Genomic DNA, 20,110 nt, shown 5'->3' on the forward strand with positions numbered 1-20,110 from the left:
CGATAAGGATGTTGCATGCATGTGTTCACCGAAAAACCAATCCATGAGGCCAAGGAAAAGTGGCCGCGGGCAGCCAATGTACTGGAGCAGTGGTATCGACTTGCCAAAGGGAGTAACCCGGGAGATTTCGCGGCGATGAAGTCGATTTTCCCCGCGACTGACAAGGTCGGCGAGTTTCATGTGTTCGACATCGGTGGCAACAAGTTGCGGCTGATCGCTTTTGTCAGGTATCGGTCTCAAAAGCTTTATATAAAGCATGTGCTGGATCACCGCGAATATGACCGCGGTAAATGGAAGGAGGGAAGGGCATGAGTGTTCTGATCAAAAAAGCTGCCGAGCATTGGGAGTTCGTCTCGCCATTGCTTCGAAAACCGAAAAACGAAGACGACTATGACATTTTGGCGCAGGCACTTGATGAATTGCTTGAGATGACCGGGGATGATGAGTCGCACCCGTTGATGAGCTTGGTGGACATCATCGGTGACTGGATTGCAGAGTGGGATCGTAAGCATCACCCCATGCGCGAGGCCTCTGGTGCAGAGGTTCTCGGCTACATGATGCGCGAACACGGATTGAGCCAAAGCGAGCTGCCCGGCGTCGGCACCCAATCGGTGGTATCCGAGATCTTGAGCGGCAAGCGTCAGCTCAACCTGCGGCAGATCCGCTGGTTGGCCGAGCGCTTCGGAGTGTCGGTGGAAACCTTTATCTGACCGGGTTCAGGAAGAGCAACTGATCTCCAGATGCTTGCCCCACTCCGGCGGCCGCTCCGCGTAGCTCTCCATCCCCGGTTGCTCCTCGAACGGATTACTCAGCACCGCGTGCAACCGACGAACTTCTGCATAGTCGCCGCTCTCCGCCGCATCGATGGCTTTCTGCGCCAGGTAGTTACGCAAGATGTAGAGCGGATTGACGGCGTGCATCCGTTTGCAGCGTTGTTCCTGATCAGCCTCGCCTTCACGCGTCACCCGGGCGATGTAGAGCTCGCCCCAGGCATCGAAGCCTTTGATGTCGACGAAGTCATCGCGCAAACGGGCTACGGCCAGTTCCGGTGATTCTTCCCCCAAGCGGCGGAAGAACAGGCTGTAGTCGACGCCACTGTTCTGCATCAGTTGCAGCAGGTGCTCCAGCAGTTTCTGGTCATCGTCTTCGGCCGTGGTGAAACCGAGGCGGCGGCGCATCAGGTCCAGGTAATGGGCCTGGTACAACGGGAAGTACAAACCGAGGGTTTCGCGAAGGGCTTCGACGCTGATAAAAGGCGTCAGGGCCTGGGCGAGGGCGCTGAGGTTCCACTGACCGATCGGCACCTGGTTGCTGAAGGAGTAACGACCCTGGTCATCGGAGTGGTTGCAGATGAAGTGGGCGTCGAAGTCGTCGAGGAAGGCGAACGGGCCGTAGTCGAAGGTAATGCCGAGGATCGACATGTTGTCGGTGTTCATCACGCCGTGGCAGAAGCCATAAGCCTGCCATTTGGCGATCAGCTCGGCATTGCGCTCGACGATTTCGCGAAACATCGCCAGGTACGGTTCCGGCTGTTCCAGGCATTCCGGGAAATGCATGGCCAGCACGTGGTCGCCGAGTTCTTTCTGCTTCTCGGGACGTTTGGTGTAGTAGAAATATTCGAAATGCCCGAAACGCACATGGCTCGGCGCCATGCGCAGGACCATGGCCGCGCGTTCCTGCTTCTCGCGCCACACCGGCGTGTCGGAGCCGATCACGCATAGGGCGCGGGTGGTCGGGATGTTCAGGGAATACAGCGCTTCGGAGGCAAGAAATTCGCGGATCGAGGACCGCACCACCGCCCGCCCATCACCCATGCGCGAAAAGGGCGTCTGGCCGGCACCCTTGAGGTGCAGGTCCCAATGCTCGCCGGCCTCGTTGTAGACCTCGCCCAGCAACAGACCGCGACCATCGCCCAGCTGTGGGTTGTAGGAGCCGAACTGATGACCTGAGTAGACCATCGCCCTCGGGATCGCGTCAGCCCAGAGCTTATGGCCGCTGAACAGTTCGGCGAACTCAGGGGTTTCGGCCACGGAAGGGTCGAGATCGAGCAGCGCCATGGCGGCGGGGCTGGCCACCACCAGGCGCGGGTTGTCGATCGGCTCGGGCAGCACGTGGGCGGAAAACGTATCGCCCAGGCGGGCGAAACGATTATCGAAGGTCAGTTCGTCGAGGGCTTTCAAGGGCCATCTCCAGCAGAATGTCCGACCATTCTGCTAGGGATAAGTCGCTTAGTCGAGCTTGGCCGGTGGTGGCACTTCCGGCGATTTGCCCTCAACCAGCGGTACGATGGTTTTGGTTTCCGGCTCGACGGGCACCATTCTGTATTCCTGACCCTGGATGTTCTTGAGGTAAACCTCCATCTGCCGGAACGAGATATTGATGTGCTGTTTCTTGAACTCGCGATTGATGAAGCGGTTGACCTCATCGAGCACCGGGTTACGGTCACCGAGGTCACGTACATGCATGCGCAACTCATGGTCGAGTGTGCTTTCGCCGAAGTTCAGGAAGTACACGTGGGGTTCCGGGTCTTTCAGCACTCGTGGGTTATCGCGCGCGGCCTTGAGCAGCAATTCCTTGACCAGGTCCAGGTCCGAACCGTAATCGACACCGAGCTTGAGGGTCACTCGGGTGATGGTGTCGGTCAGGGACCAATTGATCAGTTGTCCTGTAATGAACGTTTTGTTCGGGACAATGATGTCCTTGCGGTCGAAGTCGGTGATGGTCGTGGCGCGGATACGGATCTTGCTCACCGTACCGGATAGGTTGCCGATGGTGATGGTGTCGCCGATCCGCACCGGACGTTCGAACAGGATCATGATCCCGGAGATGAAGTTGGCGAAGATTTCCTGCATCCCGAAGCCGAGACCCACCGACAGCGCGGCCACCAGCCATTGCAACTTGTCCCAACTCACGCCGAGTGTCGACAGTGTCGAGACGAAGCCGACGCCAGCGATCACGTAGGACAGCAAGGTGGTGGTGGCGTAGGCACTGCCCTGAGCCAGGTTCAGCTTCGACAGCACCAACACTTCCAGCAGCCCCGGCAAGTTGCGCGCCAGGGCGAAGGTGATGCCGATGATGATCAGCGCGCCGAGCATGTCGCCAATGCTGATCGGCACCATGCTCATGTTGGCGCCGGTGCCGCTGGTGTATTCGTAGAGGGTGACGTTATCCAGGTACGAGAACACAGAGATCAGGTCCGACCAGACCCAGTACAACGCCGCGATGAAACCGCCAAGCAGTGCCAGGCGGATCAGGCGCAGGGACTGTTCGTTGACCTTCTCGATATCCAGCGTTGGCTCTTCGATCACCGCTTCACCGTCACCGGCCTCTTTCGCGGCCTGGCGTTTGGCCAGGGCGCGCTGGTAGGCCAGACGGCGTGCCGCAACGCTGAGGCCGCGCACGAAGGTGGCCTCGATCACCAGCCAGAACATCAGCAGGTAAAGGGTGTTGATCAACCGGTCACTGAGCTTCAGCGCGGTGTAGTAGTAGCCAAAGCACACCGCCACGAACAGCGCCACAGGCAGGACGGTGAACATGATCCCCACGGCCTTGCGGAACAATGAAGCGTTCTGGTGAGTCGGGCTGCTGATCAGCAGGCGGCTGAGCAGCCAGGCCATCAACGCGTAGCAGGTCAACACCACCGGCATGCCGAGTACGTCATCGGCCAGGGTCGCGGGTTGCAGCTCGGCAACCGCCACCACCGCGACCAACGCCATGACCACCAGCCCGAGTCGACGGACCCAGCCCTGCAGGAATTCGACCTGAGGTTTTTCCCAGCGGAAATGCAGTTCGGCCACGCCGCCCGGCGCGAGGACCCGGTAAGCGGTGTAGAACACTAGCCACGCCTGGGCCATTTGCAGCAGTGCCGCGCCCATGTTCGCGTTCTGTCCGCGGGCGTCGATTTGCAAGGCCAGGCCGCACAAGGCCAGACCCAGTGAGACCGGCATCGCCAGCAGAATGTTGATCAGGATTGCCTGCGGCGTGTGCCACTGGCTGTCGCGCTTGAAGTGGCCGATGTCCTGGTGAACCTTGCTCAGTCGGGCATACAGGCTTTTGCGCCGCCACAGCAGGGCACCGATCAACAGTGCCAGGGGCAGGAACAGCAGCGGCCGTTGGGTCAGGCCGTCACTTAATTCGCTCAGGCTGGAAGCCCACGGCAGCGTGGTGACCTGACGTTCCAGGCGCTCCGGCACGGCGCGCATCCATTCCAGGTCCAGCGGCTTGTTGCTGGGAATCCAGAACATCTGTTCATCGAGGGTCGCCCGCAGGCTTTGCGCGGTGCTGAGCAGTTGCTTCTGATTGAGTTGCAACGTGATGGATTCGTTGAGCACCGCGCTGAGTTCGCGGTTCAGCCGCTCCAGCAGATCGGCGCGGGTCGTGGCCAGTTCCAGCAGGCTCTTGCGCAATTGCGGGGTGACTTGCTCGGGAGGCTGAGTCGACAGCAGGTTGTCGACGTAGGTCGCCGGGTTGCTGAGCAGTTCCCGTTGCTGGCTGACTTCGAATTGATAGAGGCGAATATCGGCGATCTGGTCGGCCAGGTCACGGTCGAGCTTGAGACGTGGCAGGGACTGTTTCTGTTTGTAGAGAATCTTGGAGAGCAACAGGCTGCCCTTGAGCACGTTGATCTGCTCGTCCAGCGCCGAATCGCTCTGGGTCACGTTGTCCAGTTGCTGCTTGGTCTGCAGGTTCTGCTGGGTGACTTCGTTGAGGCGGTCAGTACTTTTGAGCAGGTAGTCCGAAAGTTTCAGGTTGGCCGCGCTCTCGGTAGCCAGCAGGGTGCTGCCGCCGGACTTTTGCGCTTCGATGGATTGCTGCGTCACCGTCTCCTGGGACTGGGCCAGGCGCTTCTGGTTGATCAGGGTTTGCAGCTCCTGGATTTCCTGATCCAGACGATCGGATTTTTCCGAGAGCAAGTCATGCTGGCTGTTGCCTAAGTCCTGCAGTTGATTGTTGCCGGCCAGTTCCTGGCGACGCAACGGGATCAGGGCGTTCAGTGCTGCGAGTTCGGCGTTGAGCAGGTCGCGTTGCTCAGGGGTCAAGGTCTTGCCGGCGTCCTTGCCGACCTTGAGGATGTTGTTGATCTGCTGGATGCGTGTCTGGCTGGTGGAAATTTCGGCCTGTGCGCGCTCGGGGCGGGTCTGGGCAGTAATCACCAGACTGTTGGCGTCAGCCAGGGCTTTCTGCAGATCGCTTTGCTGGGTGGAGCGCTCGGTGAGCATCTGCTCCAGTTGCTGAATAGGCTCTTTGGCATAGCGTTGCGGTACTGGCAGCACTTTGGAGGCTTTGAGCTTGGTCAGTTCTCGCTGGTTCTCGATGTTCTGCTTTGGGGCGTTGGCCAGTTGCTGCTTGATATCGGCGAGTTTCTGCTCGTAATCACGCTTGTTGTTGAGCTGTGTCAGCGTGCTTTGCAGGATGCTCTGCAGGGCTTTCTGATCGGCTTCCGGCAATTTGCGGTCGGCGATCTTGTTCAGGTTTGCCTGCACGGCTTCGCTGGACGGCGGTTCGGCCGCTTGCAATGTACCGACAGAAAGACTCAAGCCCAGCAGGGCCATGACGAAAAAGGTGCGCAGGGTTGACATAGAGACCGATCGAAAACGAGACGAAGTGTGGAGTTTAGAGGAACAAGCCCGGACCGGGGCGACTTCCTTCGGGGAATCTGACGCCCACTTTGCCGATCTTGTTCCCTTCCATGACCGCGACGGTCCAAATGGTGTTGTTCCACTCGACTTGGTCACCGACTACGGGTGCACCGCCCACTTTATGGGCAATGAAGTGGCCGAGCGACATGTCCGGATCGATGCCTTCCACTTTCAACCCGTACAGTGTCGCAACCGCAGCCAGCTGGGCGTCTCCTTCGAGTACGAAGTCGCCGAAGAAGCGCAAATCGAGGCCCCGTTGCGGTGCCTGACTGAAGAGTTTTCCGAGGGCCGGAAGGTTGTGCTCATGGCCGATTACGCACAACAAATCGTCGACTTCGAGCACCGTACTACCCGACGGATGGAGCAGTTGCTGGCCACGAAACAGTGCTGCAATCCGGGTGCCTTCGGGCATTTTCAGTTCGCGAAGGGGGGAGCCAATGCACCATTTCTCGGCACCGAGGCGATAAACGAACAGCTCCCATTCACTGGTGACGTGGACTTCCAGGGCTGCGCGGGAGATTGGCGCCGGCTCCGGCGGAACGGTCACTTTCAAAAGCTTCGCCACCCACGGCAGGCTCGTGCCCTGCACCAGCAGCGACACCAGCACGATAAAGAAGGCGAGGTTGAAGTAGAGCTGGGCATTCGGCAGGCCGGCCATCAGCGGGAACACCGCGAGAATGATCGGGACCGCGCCGCGTAACCCGACCCAGGAAATGAACGCCTTCTCGCGCCCATGGAACGCCTTGAACGGCAGCAGGCCGACCATCACCGACAACGGCCGCGCAAACAGAATCATCCACAGCGCCAGGCCCAGAGCGGGCAGGGCAATCGGCAACAAGTCGTGGGGCGTCACCAGCAGCCCCAGTACCAGGAACATGCCGATTTGCGCCAGCCAGGCCATGCCGTCGAGCATGTGCAAAATGCCGTGGCGGCTGCGCACCGGGCGGTTGCCGATGACCAGACCGCACAGGTACACCGCCAAAAAGCCGCTGCCGTGCAAGGCGTTGGTCAGGGCAAACACGACCAATCCGCCAGCAATGACCAGGATCGGATAAAGGCCGGTGGCCAAGTGGATACGGTTGACCAGTTGCAGCATGACCCAGCCGCCGCCCAGGCCGATGACAGCACCGATACCGAACTCACGCATCAAGTGCCCAAGCAGGCTCCAATGCAGACCAGTCTGGCCGCTGGCGAGCATGTCGATCAGGGTCACGGTGAGGAATACCGCCATCGGGTCGTTGCTGCCGGACTCGATCTCGAGGGTGGCGGTCACCCGTTCGTTCAGGCCTTTGCCGCCGAGCAGCGAGAACACCGCCGCGGCGTCGGTGGAGCCGACGATAGCGCCGATCAGCAGGCCCTGAATCAGGTTCAGGTTGAACAGCCACGCGGCTGCCATGCCGGTCAGCCCGGTGGTGATCAACACCCCGACCGTCGCCAACGACAGCGCCGGCCATAACGCCACGCGGAAGCTGGAAACCCGGGTGCGCAAGCCGCCGTCGAGCAGGATGACGGCCAGCGCGAGGTTGCCGACCAGATAAGCCGTTGGGTAGTTATCGAAAATAATGCCGGCGCCATCGACGCCGGCCGACATGCCCACCGCGAGGATGATCACCAGAATCGGGATACCGAGGCGCGATGAAAGTGAGCTCACCAGAATGCTTGCACCTACCAGCAACGCGCCGATCAAGAACAGGCTGTTGATGGTCGTCGCATTCAAAGGCAGTACTCCAGAAAGCTGAAAGGCGGGCACAAACTGACCATGCAGTCTGCGTGCCAGCGATTCTAACCTGTTGAAATGTGATGCTGTCAAAAAGCTTTTTCAGATCAAAAGATCGCAGCCTCGTTTCACTCGACAGCTCCTACAAAGGATCTGCGTAAACCTGTAGGAGCTGTCGAGTGAAACGAGGCTGCGATCTTTTCGGCAGTGATGCGATCTTCGTTTAGAGGCTAAACCGCCCAACCATGTTGTTCAGGTCCAGCGCCAACCGCGACAGCTCATTGCTCGCAGCGCTGGTCTGGTTAGCCCCGGTCGCCGACTGCACCGACAGATCACGGATGTTCACCAGGTTGCGATCCACTTCACGGGCTACTTGCGCCTGCTCTTCGGCAGCGCTGGCGATCACCAGGTTGCGTTCGTTGATTTCGACGATCGCACTGTTAATAGTGTCCAGCGACATGCCAGCACCACGAGCGATGTTCAACGTCGACTCGGCGCGCTCGGTGCTGTTGCGCATCGAATCCACCGCGTGTTCGGTTCCGCTCTGGATGCTGCCGATCATGCGTTCGATTTCGCTGGTCGACTGCTGGGTGCGATGCGCCAGTGCACGAACCTCGTCCGCCACCACGGCAAAACCACGACCGGCCTCACCGGCACGGGCCGCTTCGATGGCTGCGTTCAATGCCAGCAAGTTGGTCTGGTCAGCCAGGCCGCGAATCACGTCCAGCACTTTGCCGATGTCACGGGACTCGTTGGCCAGGTCGCCAATCAGGGTCGCGGTGCTCTGCACGTCGGCGCTCATGCGTTCGATGGCGCTGACGGTTTCCTGCACCAGGTCACGGCCATCACCGGCGGAGGTGGTGGCATTTTTCGAGGCTTCGGACGTGCTGACGGCATTGCGCGCGACTTCTTCCACGGCGCTGGTCATTTCGTTGACCGCGGTGGCGGCTTGTTCGATTTCGTTGTTCTGCTGGGTCAGGCCACGAGCGCTTTCGTCGGTGACACTGTTGAGCTCTTCAGCGGCGGACGCCAGTTGCGTGGCGGAACCGGAAATCCGTTGCAGGGTGTCGCGCAGCTTGTCCTGCATCTTCGACATGGCCAGCAGCAAGCGGCCGGCTTCGTCCTCACCGTCTACGGTGATCGGGCGAGTCAGGTTGCCTTCAGCAATTTCTTCGGCAGCGCTCAGGGCATTGGCGATCGGCTTGGTGATGCTGTTGGTCAGCAACCAGGCGAAAAGCAGGGTCAGGCCACTGGCGATGACCAGCAAAGTGATAACCAGATTGAGGGACGTCGAATACTGCTCACCGGCACGCGTGTCGGTTGCTTCGATCTGTCGGGTGTTGATCTCAAGCAACTTTGCCAGGGCCGAGTTGACTGCTTCGGAGTTGGAGAGCAATTCGCTGTTGAGCATGGTGCGCAGTTCGTCGACCTGGTTGTTGCGCGACAGCGTCTTCATCCTGTCTTCGAGTTGGCGATACTGCGCCAGCAACTGCACGTATTGATCGTAAGCAGCGCGTTCCTGCGGGCCGTCGATCAGCGGTTCGTAGACTCGTTGAGCGTCGCGGATCTGCTGATTACGCAAGTCAAACAGCTCGAAGGTTTTCTGCTGCACGTCCGGTTCGCGGTTCACCAGCAAACGGTAGGACAGCACTCGCAGACGCAGGGTCAACTGAGTGAACTCGTCGAGGCTCTTGATGCTCGGCACACTCATGGAGGCGATGTCTTCACCGGCGCCGCGAATCTTGCTCATCTGGTTCAAGGCAAATACCCCCAAAACCAGCATCAAACCGCCAATCAGGGCAAAACCGAGGAACGCCCGTGGCGCGATATTCATATTACGAAGGGACATGGTATTTACCGAAAAGAGCGCATCCGTGCGGCGCTGAGACTGACGTATGGGTGACTTATCGGTCATACGACTAAAGTCTTGAGGCCCTGCGCGTTTTTGTCGCACAACCGCTCCGGCGACGAAGTGCAGGAACCAGATCCGCCAATCACAGTCTTTAAAGTTCGCGAGGAAGGTCGCCCGCCAGGAAAATCAAGGCCTTGCGCCCCAATAACCCTGGCATCCGTGGTGACTTTTCTTTATCGTACGCGCCCCTTGAAAATGCTTGGAAAATCAAAATGTTGGAAGCATCCCTAAGCCAATTGGAACAGCTGGTCAGCGACCTGGTGCAACAGAACCAGACCCTGCTCGGCACTAACCAAACCCTGAGCGCAGAACTGGCCCAGGCCAAGGATGAAAACGAAAGCCTGCAACTGAGCCTGATGGAACAGGAAGAGAAACAAGGTGCCACCGCTGCACGCATCCAGGCCCTGGTTGAGCGCGTCAGCGCCGGCCCAGTCAGCGCATGAATCACGGCGCCGCAGGGGTAAAAGTCGTCTCGATCCTGGGGGAGGACTATTCGATCAAGGCGCCGGCCGGGGAAGAGCAAACCCTGCTGGACGCCGCGTTAATGTTGAAGGCTGCTTTGGCCGACACCAAAAAGAAGTACCCGACCCTGATCGGAGACCGCTTGTTGGTGCTGGCGGCAATGAATCTGTGCTCCCAGCAGATCGAAATGCAGAAACAGCACAAGCAGGAACTCGACCGTTACCAAGAGCAAGTCAGCGCCACGGTTGAAGTGATCTCCAAGACGATCAATCAGGCCTGATCGGCTTTGCGCACAACCAAAGAATAAATTGTCGTTTGCGTTGTATACAATCGGCACGGCTGTTGCAGTGTTTCAGCCTCTTATTCTTTGGGGGTGCTCCATGCAGTTCTGGCGACGCAGTATTCAATGGCAGTTGATCCTGAGCATGGGCACCGCCCTGCTGGTCAGTATTCTGATCGTGGTTGGCATTTATACCCTCGTGGTCAACCGCCTCGCCGAGCGCTATCTGGTCGAACAAGCGCTACCGTCGAGCATCGAAGCGATGCGCAACGACATCGAGCGAATCCTCGTTCAACCCCTCACCGCCGCCAAGGACATCGCCAGCAATAGCATGGTGCGCGACTGGTTGGCCGGGGGTGAAAACAGTGCTCAGACCGCCACGTTCGTGGAGTATTTGGAAGGCATCCGCGCCGAGCACAAAGCCTTTACTGCGCTGATCGTCGGCACAGCTTCAAACCACTACTTCACCGAAAAAGGCCTGGACCGGACCCTCAGCCGTTCCAACCCCAAAGACGCCTGGTTCTATTCGTTTCTCGACAGCAATCAGCCGCGCACCCTCAATATCGACAATGACACCGCGACCGGAGAGTTGGCGCTGTTCATCGACCTCAAGGTCGAGCAGGCCGGCAAAGTCGTGGGCGTTGCCGGGCTTGGCCTGAGCATGAAAGAGCTGTCGGAGCTGATCCACAACTTTAACTTCGGTGAGCGCGGCAAGGTCTATCTCGTGCGTTCCGACGGTTTGATCCAGGTTCACCCCGAAGCGCAGTTCAGCGGCAAACGCTCCTTGGCCGAACAGATTGGCGCCCCGGCAGCGCAAGCCGTCATGGGCCAACAAACTGCCACCCACAGCAGCTTCGATCGTGATGGCGAAGATTTTCTGGCGCTGAGCCTGCCGTTGCGGGACTTGGGCTGGACCCTGGTGGCCGAAGTGCCGCAGTCGCAGATCTATGCTGAAGCCCGCCGCGCGATGTGGATGAGCAGCGGCATTGGTCTGGCGGTGGCGCTGGTGTGCCTGTTGCTGGTGGTGCTGTTGGCCCGTGGATTGGTGCGGCCGATCCGTCAGGTAACAGCGGCGCTGGTAGCCATCGGTAGCGGTGGTGGAGATTTGACCCACAGGTTAGATTCCAGTCGCGCCGATGAACTGGGTGACCTGGCTCGCGGCTTCAATCGATTCCTTGAAAGCCAGCGCGACATGATCGGCGAAGTGCTGACCACCAGCGAGCGTTTACGTACGGCAGTCGGCCAGGTGGCGCGGGTGGTGGACAACACCGCAGAGCGTTCCGGCCGGCAGCAGGAAATGACCGACATGGTCGCCACCGCCGTCCACGAAATGGGTCTGACCGTGCAGGAAATCGCCCAGAACGCCGGCAACGCTGCGGTGGCTTCACAAACTGCCCGGGATGAGGCGATGCAGGCGCGGGAAGTGGTGGGCGGGTCGATCCGGCATATTGAAAGCATGTCCGATGAAATCGGCCTCGCTGCCAGTGCGGTGGGCGAGTTGGCCCATCAGGTGGCGTCCATCGATCAGGTGCTGGCAGTGATTCGTGGCATTTCCGAGCAGACCAATTTGCTCGCGCTCAACGCGGCCATCGAAGCGGCGCGGGCCGGGGACATGGGCCGTGGGTTTGCGGTCGTGGCGGATGAGGTGCGGACGTTGGCGCGGCGGACGCAGTCGTCGACTGATGAGATTCAGCAGATGATTGGCAGCCTCAAGCAAGGCGCGGAGAACGCGGTGTCGTCGATGCATTCCGGGCAAGCGGCGACCGGCACGGGCGTCGAGTCGAGCCAGCGCACCGGGGCGTCGTTAACGGCGATTACCGGGCAGGTGGAGCGCATCAGCGACATGAACCATCAGGTGGCGGCGGCGACGGAAGAGCAGTCGGCGGTGACGGAAGAGATCAACCGGAATGTGCAGGGGATTTCTGATCTGGCTCGCGCGACGGCGGGGGAAGTCAGGGCTTGCCGTGAGGACTGTCAGACGTTGCAGCGATTGGCGGATGATTTGGCGCGGCAAGTGGGTGGGTTTCGTCTGAGCTAAAAGCTCAAGATCAAAAGATCGCAGCCTGCGGCAGCTCCTACAGGGAAACGTATTCTCATGTAGGAGCTGCCGCAGGCTGCGATCTTTTTTGTGGCCGTTACACCGATCTTCTGCTGATCAAAACCACTCATCCTGCATCCCAAGGCACACATCATCCCGAGCCTCAAGAATCGCCAATTCATGGTGGCAACCCGGCACTTCCCACGTCAGGAAATACCGCGCCGCCTGCAGCTTGCCTTTATAGAAGCTCACATCCGCCACATTCCCTTTGGCCAACCCTTCCTCAGCGCGAATCGCCTGCTCCAGCCAGCGCCAGCCAATCACCGTGTGCCCGAACACTTTCAGGTACAGCGCCGAGTTCGCCAGGCTGCTATTAACCTTGCCTTGCCCCAAATCCGTCAGCAAACCAATGGTCACGGTTTGTAGACGCGCCACCAATTTCTCCAACGGCTCACGCAGCGTGGTCAACGATTCATACGCTTGAGCGCGCTCGGCGGTATCGGCAATCAGACGGATCAATTGCTTGAGCCCCGCACCACCGTTCTGTGCCAGTTTGCGGCCGAGCAAGTCAAGCGATTGAATGCCGTGAGTCCCTTCGTGAATCGGGTTAAGACGGTTGTCGCGGTAATACTGCTCCACCGGGTATTCGCGGGTGTAGCCATGGCCGCCGAGTATCTGGATCGCCAGTTCGTTGGCCTTCAGGCAAAACTCCGACGGCCAGGATTTGACGATTGGTGTCAGCAAATCCAGTAGTTCATGGGCCTGTTTGCGCTCGGCTTCAGTCTCAAGGGTCGTGGTGTCATCGAATAACCGTGCCGCGTACAACCCTAAGTCGAACGAGCCTTCGACGTAGGCTTTCTGGGTCAGCAGCATGCGTTTGACGTCGGCGTGCTGAATGATCGCCACTGGCGCGGTGTTCGGGTCTTTGCTGTCCGGCACGCGACCTTGGGGACGCTCGCGGGCGTACTCCAGGGAGTACAGATAACCGGCGTAACCGAGCATCACCGCGCCCATGCCGACGCCGATCCGCGCTTCGTTCATCATTTGGAACATGTAGCTCAAGCCGTGATGAGGCTTGCCCACCAGGTAGCCGACACACTCGCCGTTATCGCCGAAGTTCAGCGCGGTGGAGGTGGTGCCGCGCCAGCCCATCTTGTGGAACAGCCCGGCCAGCAACACATCGTTGCGTTTGCCCAGGCTGCCGTCATCGTTGACCAGAAACTTGGGCACGATGAACAGCGAAATACCCTTCACTCCGGCCGGTGCATCCGGCAGCTTGGCCAGCACCATGTGCACGATGTTTTCCGACAGCGGGTGATCACCGCCAGAAATAAAGATCTTGTTGCCCTTCAGGCGATAGGTGCCGTCAGACGCAGGCTCTGCGCGGGTACGAATATCCGACAGCGACGAGCCGGCATGCGGTTCGGTCAGCGCCATGGTGCCGAAGAAGCGGCCGTCGATCATCGGTTGCAGGAAGCGCTGTTTTTGCTCCTCGGTACCAAAGCTTTCGATCAGGTTCGCCGCGCCCATGGTCAGGAACGGATAAGAGGTCGACGCCGCGTTGGCCGACTGAAAATGCGCAAAGCAGGCCTGGGACAACAGCGTAGGAAGTTGCATCCCGCCCGCATCGAAACTGCGCGCAGCGTTGAGGAAACCGGCTTCAAGGAAGGCATCCACCGCCGGTTTCACTTCCGGAATCAGAATTGCCTGACCGTCCTCATAGCGCGGCTCGTTCTCGTCGCCCTTGCGGTTATGCGGAGCAAAGAACTTCTCGGCGATGTTGCGGGCGGTGCCGATGGCGGCGTCGAAGGTCTCGCGGTTGTGCTCGGCGAAACGCTCACGCTGGGTCAGGCCCTCGGCATCGAGGACTTCATACAGCTCGAAAGCCAGATTGCGGGAACTGAGCAACGTCTCGGACATGGCGGCCTACCTTTTTTGGGGATGGACCGAGTCTAGGCGTGGGGAGGGCGGGGTGAACAGGATGATTGATCTTGGTGATGGAGAAGCAAAAGATCGCAGCCTTCGGCAGCTCCTACAGAGAAACACGATCCCCTGTAGGAGCTGCCGAAGGCTGCGATCTTTTGATCTTGCTTCTAAAACACCGGACACCCATTGCGGATGCCCGGTTTTGTTGCGATTTAACCGATCGTCATCAAGCTCGCATTACCACCCGCCGCAGCAGTGTTAACGCTCAACGCCCGCTCGATCACCAGGCGCTCCAACGCAATGTTGATCTCGCCTTGCGACAAACCATGAACCCCAACAATCGCACCGGCACGCTTGGCCACTTGCTGGCAGACCGCACGCAGCTGATCGGAATGGCCGTGATGCAGAACCGCATCAAACAGCACTTCGTCCTTGCTCCAGTCGGAAACCAGCTTGATCTTCGCCTGAACTTCCTTCGGCAGACGTGCGAACAATGCCTTGGTCAATTCAGCTTCCGGCCATACCGCCGAACCGCCTACCGCCAATACCGCCGCCAGTTGCGTCAGCAGATCGCCTTCGACTTCCGCCAGGCACAGCACGTGTTCGCGCGGCAGGATGGCGTAGCTGTTGCGCTCGCCGGTCGGGCCTGCCAGAACACGGGTGATCCCGCTTTGCGATTGCGCCGCGAACTGCACGCACAGGGTGCTCAGGTCGGCAAACTTGTTGCTGTCAGCCCAGGCTTGCAGGGCCTTCAGCGGTTTGCTCATGGCGTCACGCAGACGAACGTCCGGTGCCGCGATGGCATCACCGCGAGCGAAGGATTGTTCGATTGCATCAGTAGGACGTGTCGACAACAGACGGTACAGGTACAACGGACCGCCGGCTTTCGGACCAGTACCCGACAGGCCTTCGCCACCGAACGGCTGCACGCCAACCACGGCACCGACAATGTTGCGGTTCACGTAGACGTTACCGGCGTTGACGTTGTCGATCACCTTGGCGATGGTCTCGTCGATGCGAGTGTGCACGCCCAACGTCAGGCCGTAACCGGAAGCGTTGATCTGACCGATCAACTGATCGATGTCTTTACGCTTGTAGCGAACCACGTGCAGCACCGGACCGAAGATCTCCCGTTGCAGTTCGTCGAAGCTTTCCAGCTCGATCAACGTCGGCATCACGAAGGTGCCGCGTTTGACTTCTTCGGTATTGGCGATTGCCACCTGGTACACGCTGCGACCTTTGTCGCGCATGCCCTGGATGTGCTTCTCGATACCTGCCTTGGCTTCGGCGTCGATCACCGGGCCGATGTCTACGGACAGGCGCTCAGGGTTACCGAGACGGCATTCAGCCATGGCACCTTTAAGCATTTCGATGACACGGTCAGCGGAATCTTCCTGCAGGCACAGCACCCGCAGCGCCGAGCAACGCTGGCCGGCGCTGTCGAAGGCCGACGACACCACGTCGATCACAACCTGTTCGGTCAGTGCCGAAGAGTCGACGATCATCGCGTTCTGGCCACCGGTTTCGGCGATCAGCGGAATCGGGCGACCTTGAGCATCCAGGCGACCGGCGACGTTGCGTTGCAGCAAACGAGCGACTTCGGTGGAGCCGGTGAACATCACGCCTTTAACCCGATCGTCACCGACCAAGCGAGCGCCAACGGTTTCGCCACGGCCCGGTAGCAGTTGCAGCACGCCTTCCGGAATCCCGGCTTCGAGCAGCAAACGCACGGCTTGAGCCGCCACCAGCGGGGTTTGTTCCGCAGGCTTGGCCAATACCGGGTTACCGGCGGCCAGTGCCGCAGCGACTTGACCACTGAAGATGGCCAGCGGGAAGTTCCACGGGCTGATGCACACCACCGGACCCAGTGGGCGGTGGGCGTCGTTGGTGAAATCGTTGCGCGCCTGCACCGCGTAATAACGCAGGAAGTCCACGGCTTCACGCACTTCGGCGATGGCGTTGGCGAAGGTCTTGCCGGCTTCGCGAGCCAGCAGGCCCATCAGCGGCTGGATCTCGCCTTCCATCAAATCGGCGGCACGTTCCAGGATCGCGGCGCGTTCGGCGGGCGGAGTGGCCTGCCAGATTGGCGCAGCATTCAGGGCGCACTGGATCGCGTTATCGACGTCTTCGACGGTCGCTTCCTGCACATGACCGACCACGTCACGCAGATCGGACGGGTTCAGGACTGGCGCAGGGGTTTCAGTGCTGGAGGCGCAACCGAGGATCGGCGCCGCTTTCCAGTTGTTATGAGCGGTTGCCAGCAAAGCACAGGACAGCGAAGCCAGACGATGTTCGTTGGCCATGTCGATGCCGCTGGAGTTGGCGCGCTCGGCACCATAAAGATCACGCGGCAGCGGGATACGCGGGTGTGGCAGGCCGAAGCCGCCTTCCAGCGTCGCCATCTGCTCGATGCTGGCCACTGGATCGGCCACCAGCGCCTGAATCGAGATGGACTGATCGGCGATCTGGTTGACGAACGAGGTGTTCGCACCGTTTTCCAGCAGGCGACGTACCAGGTACGCCAAGAGTGTTTCGTGAGTACCGACCGGTGCGTACACGCGGCACGGACGGTTCAACTTGCCTTCGGAAACTTTGCCTACAACCTGTTCGTACAACGGTTCACCCATGCCGTGCAGGCACTGGAACTCGTACTGACCGGGGTAATAGTTCTGACCGGCGATATGGTAAATGGCCGACAGGGTATGGGCGTTATGCGTGGCGAACTGCGGATAAATAACTTCCGGCACCGACAGCAGTTTGCGGGCGCAGGCGATGTAGGAAACGTCGGTGTACACCTTGCGGGTGTAGACCGGATAGCCTTCCAGGCCTTCGACCTGGGCGCGCTTGATTTCGCTGTCCCAGTACGCGCCTTTTACCAGGCGGATCATCAGGCGATGACGGCTGCGGCGAGCCAGGTCGATCACGTAGTCGATCACATACGGGCAACGCTTTTGATAAGCCTGGATCACGAAACCGATGCCGTTCCAGCCGGTCAGTTGCGGCTCGAAGCACAGGCGCTCCAGCAGATCCAGCGACAGCTCGAGGCGGTCGGCTTCTTCGGCGTCGATGTTCAGGCCAATGTCGTATTGCTTGGCCAGCAGGGTCAGCGACAGCAGGCGCGGGTACAGCTCGTCCATCACGCGCTCGTACTGCGCACGGCTGTAACGCGGGTGCAGTGCCGACAGTTTGATGGAAATGCCCGGGCCTTCATAAATCCCACGACCGTGGGATGCTTTGCCGATCGAGTGGATGGCTTGTTCGTACGAAGCCAGGTATTTCTGGGCGTCGTGCTCGGTGAGTGCGGCTTCACCCAGCATGTCGTAGGAATAGCGGAAGCCTTTGGCTTCGAACTTGCTGGCGTTGGCCAGGGCTTCGGCGATGGTTTCGCCGGTCACGAACTGCTCGCCCATCAGGCGCATGGCCATGTCGACGCCCTTGCGGATCATCGGCTCGCCGCTCTTGCCGATAATGCGGCTCAAGGATGAAGTCAGGCCGGCTTCGTTGTGGGTGGCGACCAGTTTACCGGTCAGCAACAAGCCCCACGTGGCAGCGTTGACGAACAGCGACGGGCTGTTGCCCAAGTGCGGGTGCCAGTTGCCGGTGCTGATTTTGTCGCGGATCAGTGCGTCACGCGTGCCTTTGTCCGGGATGCGCAGCAGCGCTTCGGCCAGGCACATCAGCGCCACGCCTTCCTGGGACGACAGGGAAAATTCCTGCAACAGGCCCTGAACAATCCCGGCACGGCCGCCGGCGCTCTTCTGATTGCGCAGTTTCTCGGCAATCGAGGCGGCCAGCTTGTTGGTGGCTTCGGCCATGGCAATCGGCAGGCGAGCCTGTTCGATCAGCATCGGCACCACTTCCGGCTCAGGGCGACGGTAAGCGGCGGTGATCGAGGCGCGCAGGACCGATTGCGGCAGGATGCTTTCGGCGAACTCCAGGAAGCACTGGTGTGCGTGGTCAGCGTGGACTTCACCGGCGTCGTCAGCGTCTTTGCTGATCAGGCCGCTCAGCTCGGTCAGGGTTGCACCACCCTCGAGTTTTTCCAGGTAATTGAAAATTGCCTGCTTGATCAGCCAGTGCGGCGTGCGATCAATCGAGGTCGCGGCAGCCTTGAGGCGCTCGCGGGTCGGGTCGTCAAGTTTGACCCCAAGGGTGGTGGTAGCCATATTTTTATCCTCATGTTTGCCACGACCGCGTGGCATCAGCTGGCGGCAAGATTAGCCGTGCAACCGTCGAGGTGCAACCGGGTGCAACCCTTTTTTTGTCGGATTTATAAGCAGCTCGTCAGGAATTAAATTCCGGTACGAACGTACCGCTCCTGCTTGGTGCTTTTGCTTCTAGTAAACTGCCAGGACTGCGCTAAAAGGGAGCAAAAACAGGGTTTTTCCGGAAAAATCCGACTAGGTGCAACTTATTCTCAAGAAACTGGTTGCACCTTATTTGCTTTGTTGAATAGCATTCGCGCCCAAGGTGCAACCGGTCAAAAAAGACCGGTGCACCGGCTGATGGCTTTCCTGGGGAAACATCAGTCATAAATGCGCGGGATCCCGAATCGTCTGTCAAACGTCATCGTTTGCGCGCGGTTCACCAGCCGCCGCTACATAAAAACAAAGCCAGGGCGACACTTAATGAGCGTAAGCAATCCAACCTTGATCACGTTCGTGATCTACATCGCAGCAATGGTGCTGATCGGCTTCATGGCCTATCGCTCCACCAACAACCTTTCTGACTACATTCTGGGCGGCCGCAGCCTGGGCAGCGTCGTGACTGCATTGTCCGCCGGTGCCTCCGACATGAGCGGCTGGTTGTTGATGGGCCTGCCGGGCGCTATCTACATGTCCGGTCTCTCCGAAAGCTGGATCGCCATCGGTCTGATCATCGGTGCTTACCTGAACTGGCTGTTCGTTGCCGGCCGTCTGCGCGTGCAGACCGAGCACAACGGTGATGCGCTGACTCTCCCGGATTACTTCTCCAGCCGTTTCGAAGACAAAAGCGGCCTGCTGCGGATCATCTCTGCAGTCGTGATCCTGGTGTTCTTCACCATTTACTGCGCATCCGGCATCGTGGCTGGCGCCCGTCTGTTTGAAAGCACCTTCGGCATGTCCTACGAGACGGCGCTGTGGGCCGGTGCTGCGGCGACGATTGCCTACACCTTCGTTGGCGGTTTCCTGGCAGTGAGCTGGACTGACACCGTACAAGCCACGCTGATGATCTTCGCCCTGTTGCTGACGCCGATCATCGTGCTGCTGGCTACCGGCGGCGTCGACACCACGTTCCTGGCCATCGAAGCGCAAGACGCAAGCAACTTCGACATGCTGAAAAACACCACCTTCATCGGCATCATCTCGCTGATGGGCTGGGGCCTGGGCTACTTCGGCCAGCCGCACATCCTGGCGCGTTTCATGGCCGCGGATTCGGTCAAGTCGATCGCTAACGCCCGTCGCATCTCCATGACCTGGATGATCCTGTGCCTGGGCGGCACCGTGGCTGTAGGCTTCTTCGGTATTGCCTACTTCTCGGCAAACCCTGCCGTGGCAATGCCAGTGAGCGAAAACCACGAGCGTGTGTTCATCGAACTGGCCAAAATCCTGTTCAACCCATGGATCGCCGGTATCTTGCTGTCGGCCATTCTGGCTGCTGTGATGAGCACCCTGAGCTGCCAACTGTTGGTGTGCTCGAGCGCCCTGACCGAAGACTTCTACAAAACCTTCCTGCGTAAAACCGCTTCCCAGGTCGAGTTGGTCTGGGTCGGCCGTGCCATGGTGCTGCTGGTTGCCCTGATCGCTATCGCTCTGGCGGCTAACCCGGAAAACCGTGTACTGGGTCTGGTCAGCTACGCCTGGGCTGGTTTCGGTGCTGCGTTCGGTCCGGTTGTCCTGATCTCCGTGATCTGGAAAGACATGACCCGCAACGGCGCACTGGCCGGCATCCTGGTCGGCGCGATCACCGTGATCGTCTGGAAGCACTTCGAACTGCTGGGCCTGTACGAAATCATTCCTGGTTTCATCTTCGCCAGCCTGGCGATCTACATCGTCAGCAAACTGGGCTCGCCGACTCACGGCATGCTGCAGCGCTTCGCCGCTGCCGAGGCAGATTTCCGCCTGAACAAGTGATCGGGATGAGCTGATGCTCTGAT

The 20,110-nt window shown here is 59.6% G+C and carries 12 protein-coding genes and 2 pseudogenes; 7 read left to right on the forward strand and 7 right to left on the reverse strand.

Translation table 11 applies throughout. From position 1 onward, the window contains the following. The first annotated feature begins 15 nt into the window (after positions 1-15). Positions 16-312 (forward strand): type II toxin-antitoxin system HigB family toxin, encoded by a 297-nt coding sequence (locus ACA059_RS02100; RefSeq protein WP_497632527.1) that lies wholly within the window; start codon positions 16-18, stop codon positions 310-312. Then, positions 309-710, forward strand: coding sequence for a helix-turn-helix domain-containing protein (locus tag ACA059_RS02105; RefSeq protein ID WP_497632528.1), 402 nt, complete (start codon positions 309-311; stop codon positions 708-710). Before ACA059_RS02100 ends, ACA059_RS02105 begins: the two co-directional genes overlap by 4 nt. 6 nt (positions 711-716) lie before the next feature. On the opposite strand, the gene selO is transcribed toward ACA059_RS02105, so the two are convergent. From selO to ACA059_RS02130, 5 genes and pseudogenes are all read right to left on the reverse strand, one after another. Next, the gene (selO, locus tag ACA059_RS02110) at positions 717-2,180 is read right to left on the reverse strand and encodes a protein adenylyltransferase SelO (RefSeq protein WP_497632529.1); all 1,464 of its coding nucleotides are present in this window, start codon (positions 2,178-2,180) and stop codon (positions 717-719) included. A gap of 48 nt (positions 2,181-2,228) precedes the next feature. Continuing rightward, entirely contained in the window at positions 2,229-5,579 is a 3,351-nt protein-coding gene (gene mscK / locus ACA059_RS02115; RefSeq protein WP_497632530.1) for a mechanosensitive channel MscK, read from the reverse strand. Between the two features lie 34 nt (positions 5,580-5,613). Next, positions 5,614-7,356 carry a potassium/proton antiporter gene (locus ACA059_RS02120; RefSeq protein WP_497632531.1) on the reverse strand — a complete coding sequence of 581 codons (1,743 nt, stop codon included), beginning with the start codon at positions 7,354-7,356 and terminating at the stop codon, positions 5,614-5,616. Between the two features lie 223 nt (positions 7,357-7,579). Next, positions 7,580-8,686, reverse strand: a complete 1,107-nt coding sequence (locus ACA059_RS02125; RefSeq protein WP_497634618.1) for a methyl-accepting chemotaxis protein — start codon at positions 8,684-8,686, stop codon at positions 7,580-7,582. A 51-nt stretch (positions 8,687-8,737) separates the two neighbouring features. Next, a pseudogene (locus tag ACA059_RS02130) lies at positions 8,738-9,271 on the reverse strand (MCP four helix bundle domain-containing protein); the annotation flags it as partial. A gap of 209 nt (positions 9,272-9,480) precedes the next feature. Between ACA059_RS02130 and ACA059_RS02135 the strand changes: the two are divergent. The 4 genes and pseudogenes from ACA059_RS02135 to ACA059_RS02150 all read left to right on the forward strand — a co-directional run bounded on the left by ACA059_RS02135 (position 9,481) and on the right by ACA059_RS02150 (position 12,048). Further along, the gene (locus ACA059_RS02135) at positions 9,481-9,711 is read left to right on the forward strand and encodes a hypothetical protein (RefSeq protein ID WP_008149645.1); all 231 of its coding nucleotides are present in this window, start codon (positions 9,481-9,483) and stop codon (positions 9,709-9,711) included. Then, positions 9,708-10,010: a cell division protein ZapA gene (locus ACA059_RS02140; RefSeq protein ID WP_129439108.1), complete on the forward strand. Its 303-nt coding sequence runs from the start codon at positions 9,708-9,710 to the stop codon at positions 10,008-10,010. Before ACA059_RS02135 ends, ACA059_RS02140 begins: the two co-directional genes overlap by 4 nt. 145 nt (positions 10,011-10,155) lie before the next feature. Continuing rightward, positions 10,156-11,181, forward strand: a pseudogene (locus ACA059_RS02145) (HAMP domain-containing protein); the annotation flags it as partial. 135 nt (positions 11,182-11,316) lie between these two features. After that, complete coding sequence (locus tag ACA059_RS02150) at positions 11,317-12,048, forward strand: methyl-accepting chemotaxis protein (RefSeq protein WP_497634619.1); 732 nt, start codon at positions 11,317-11,319, stop codon at positions 12,046-12,048. A 117-nt stretch (positions 12,049-12,165) separates the two neighbouring features. Here ACA059_RS02150 and ACA059_RS02155 read toward each other — a convergent pair whose 3' ends face one another. After that, positions 12,166-13,968, reverse strand: a complete 1,803-nt coding sequence (locus ACA059_RS02155) for an acyl-CoA dehydrogenase (RefSeq protein WP_497632533.1) — start codon at positions 13,966-13,968, stop codon at positions 12,166-12,168. 218 nt (positions 13,969-14,186) lie between these two features. Next, a complete protein-coding gene (gene putA / locus ACA059_RS02160; RefSeq protein WP_497632534.1) occupies positions 14,187-18,140 on the reverse strand; it encodes a trifunctional transcriptional regulator/proline dehydrogenase/L-glutamate gamma-semialdehyde dehydrogenase in 3,954 nt (1,317 codons plus the stop codon). Between the two features lie 462 nt (positions 18,141-18,602). On the opposite strand from putA, the gene putP reads away from it, so the two are divergent. Further along, the gene (gene putP / locus ACA059_RS02165) at positions 18,603-20,087 is read left to right on the forward strand and encodes a sodium/proline symporter PutP (RefSeq protein WP_497632535.1); all 1,485 of its coding nucleotides are present in this window, start codon (positions 18,603-18,605) and stop codon (positions 20,085-20,087) included. Positions 20,088-20,110: the final 23 nt, after the last annotated feature.

The organism is Pseudomonas sp. LBUM1647 (assembly GCF_059716175.1).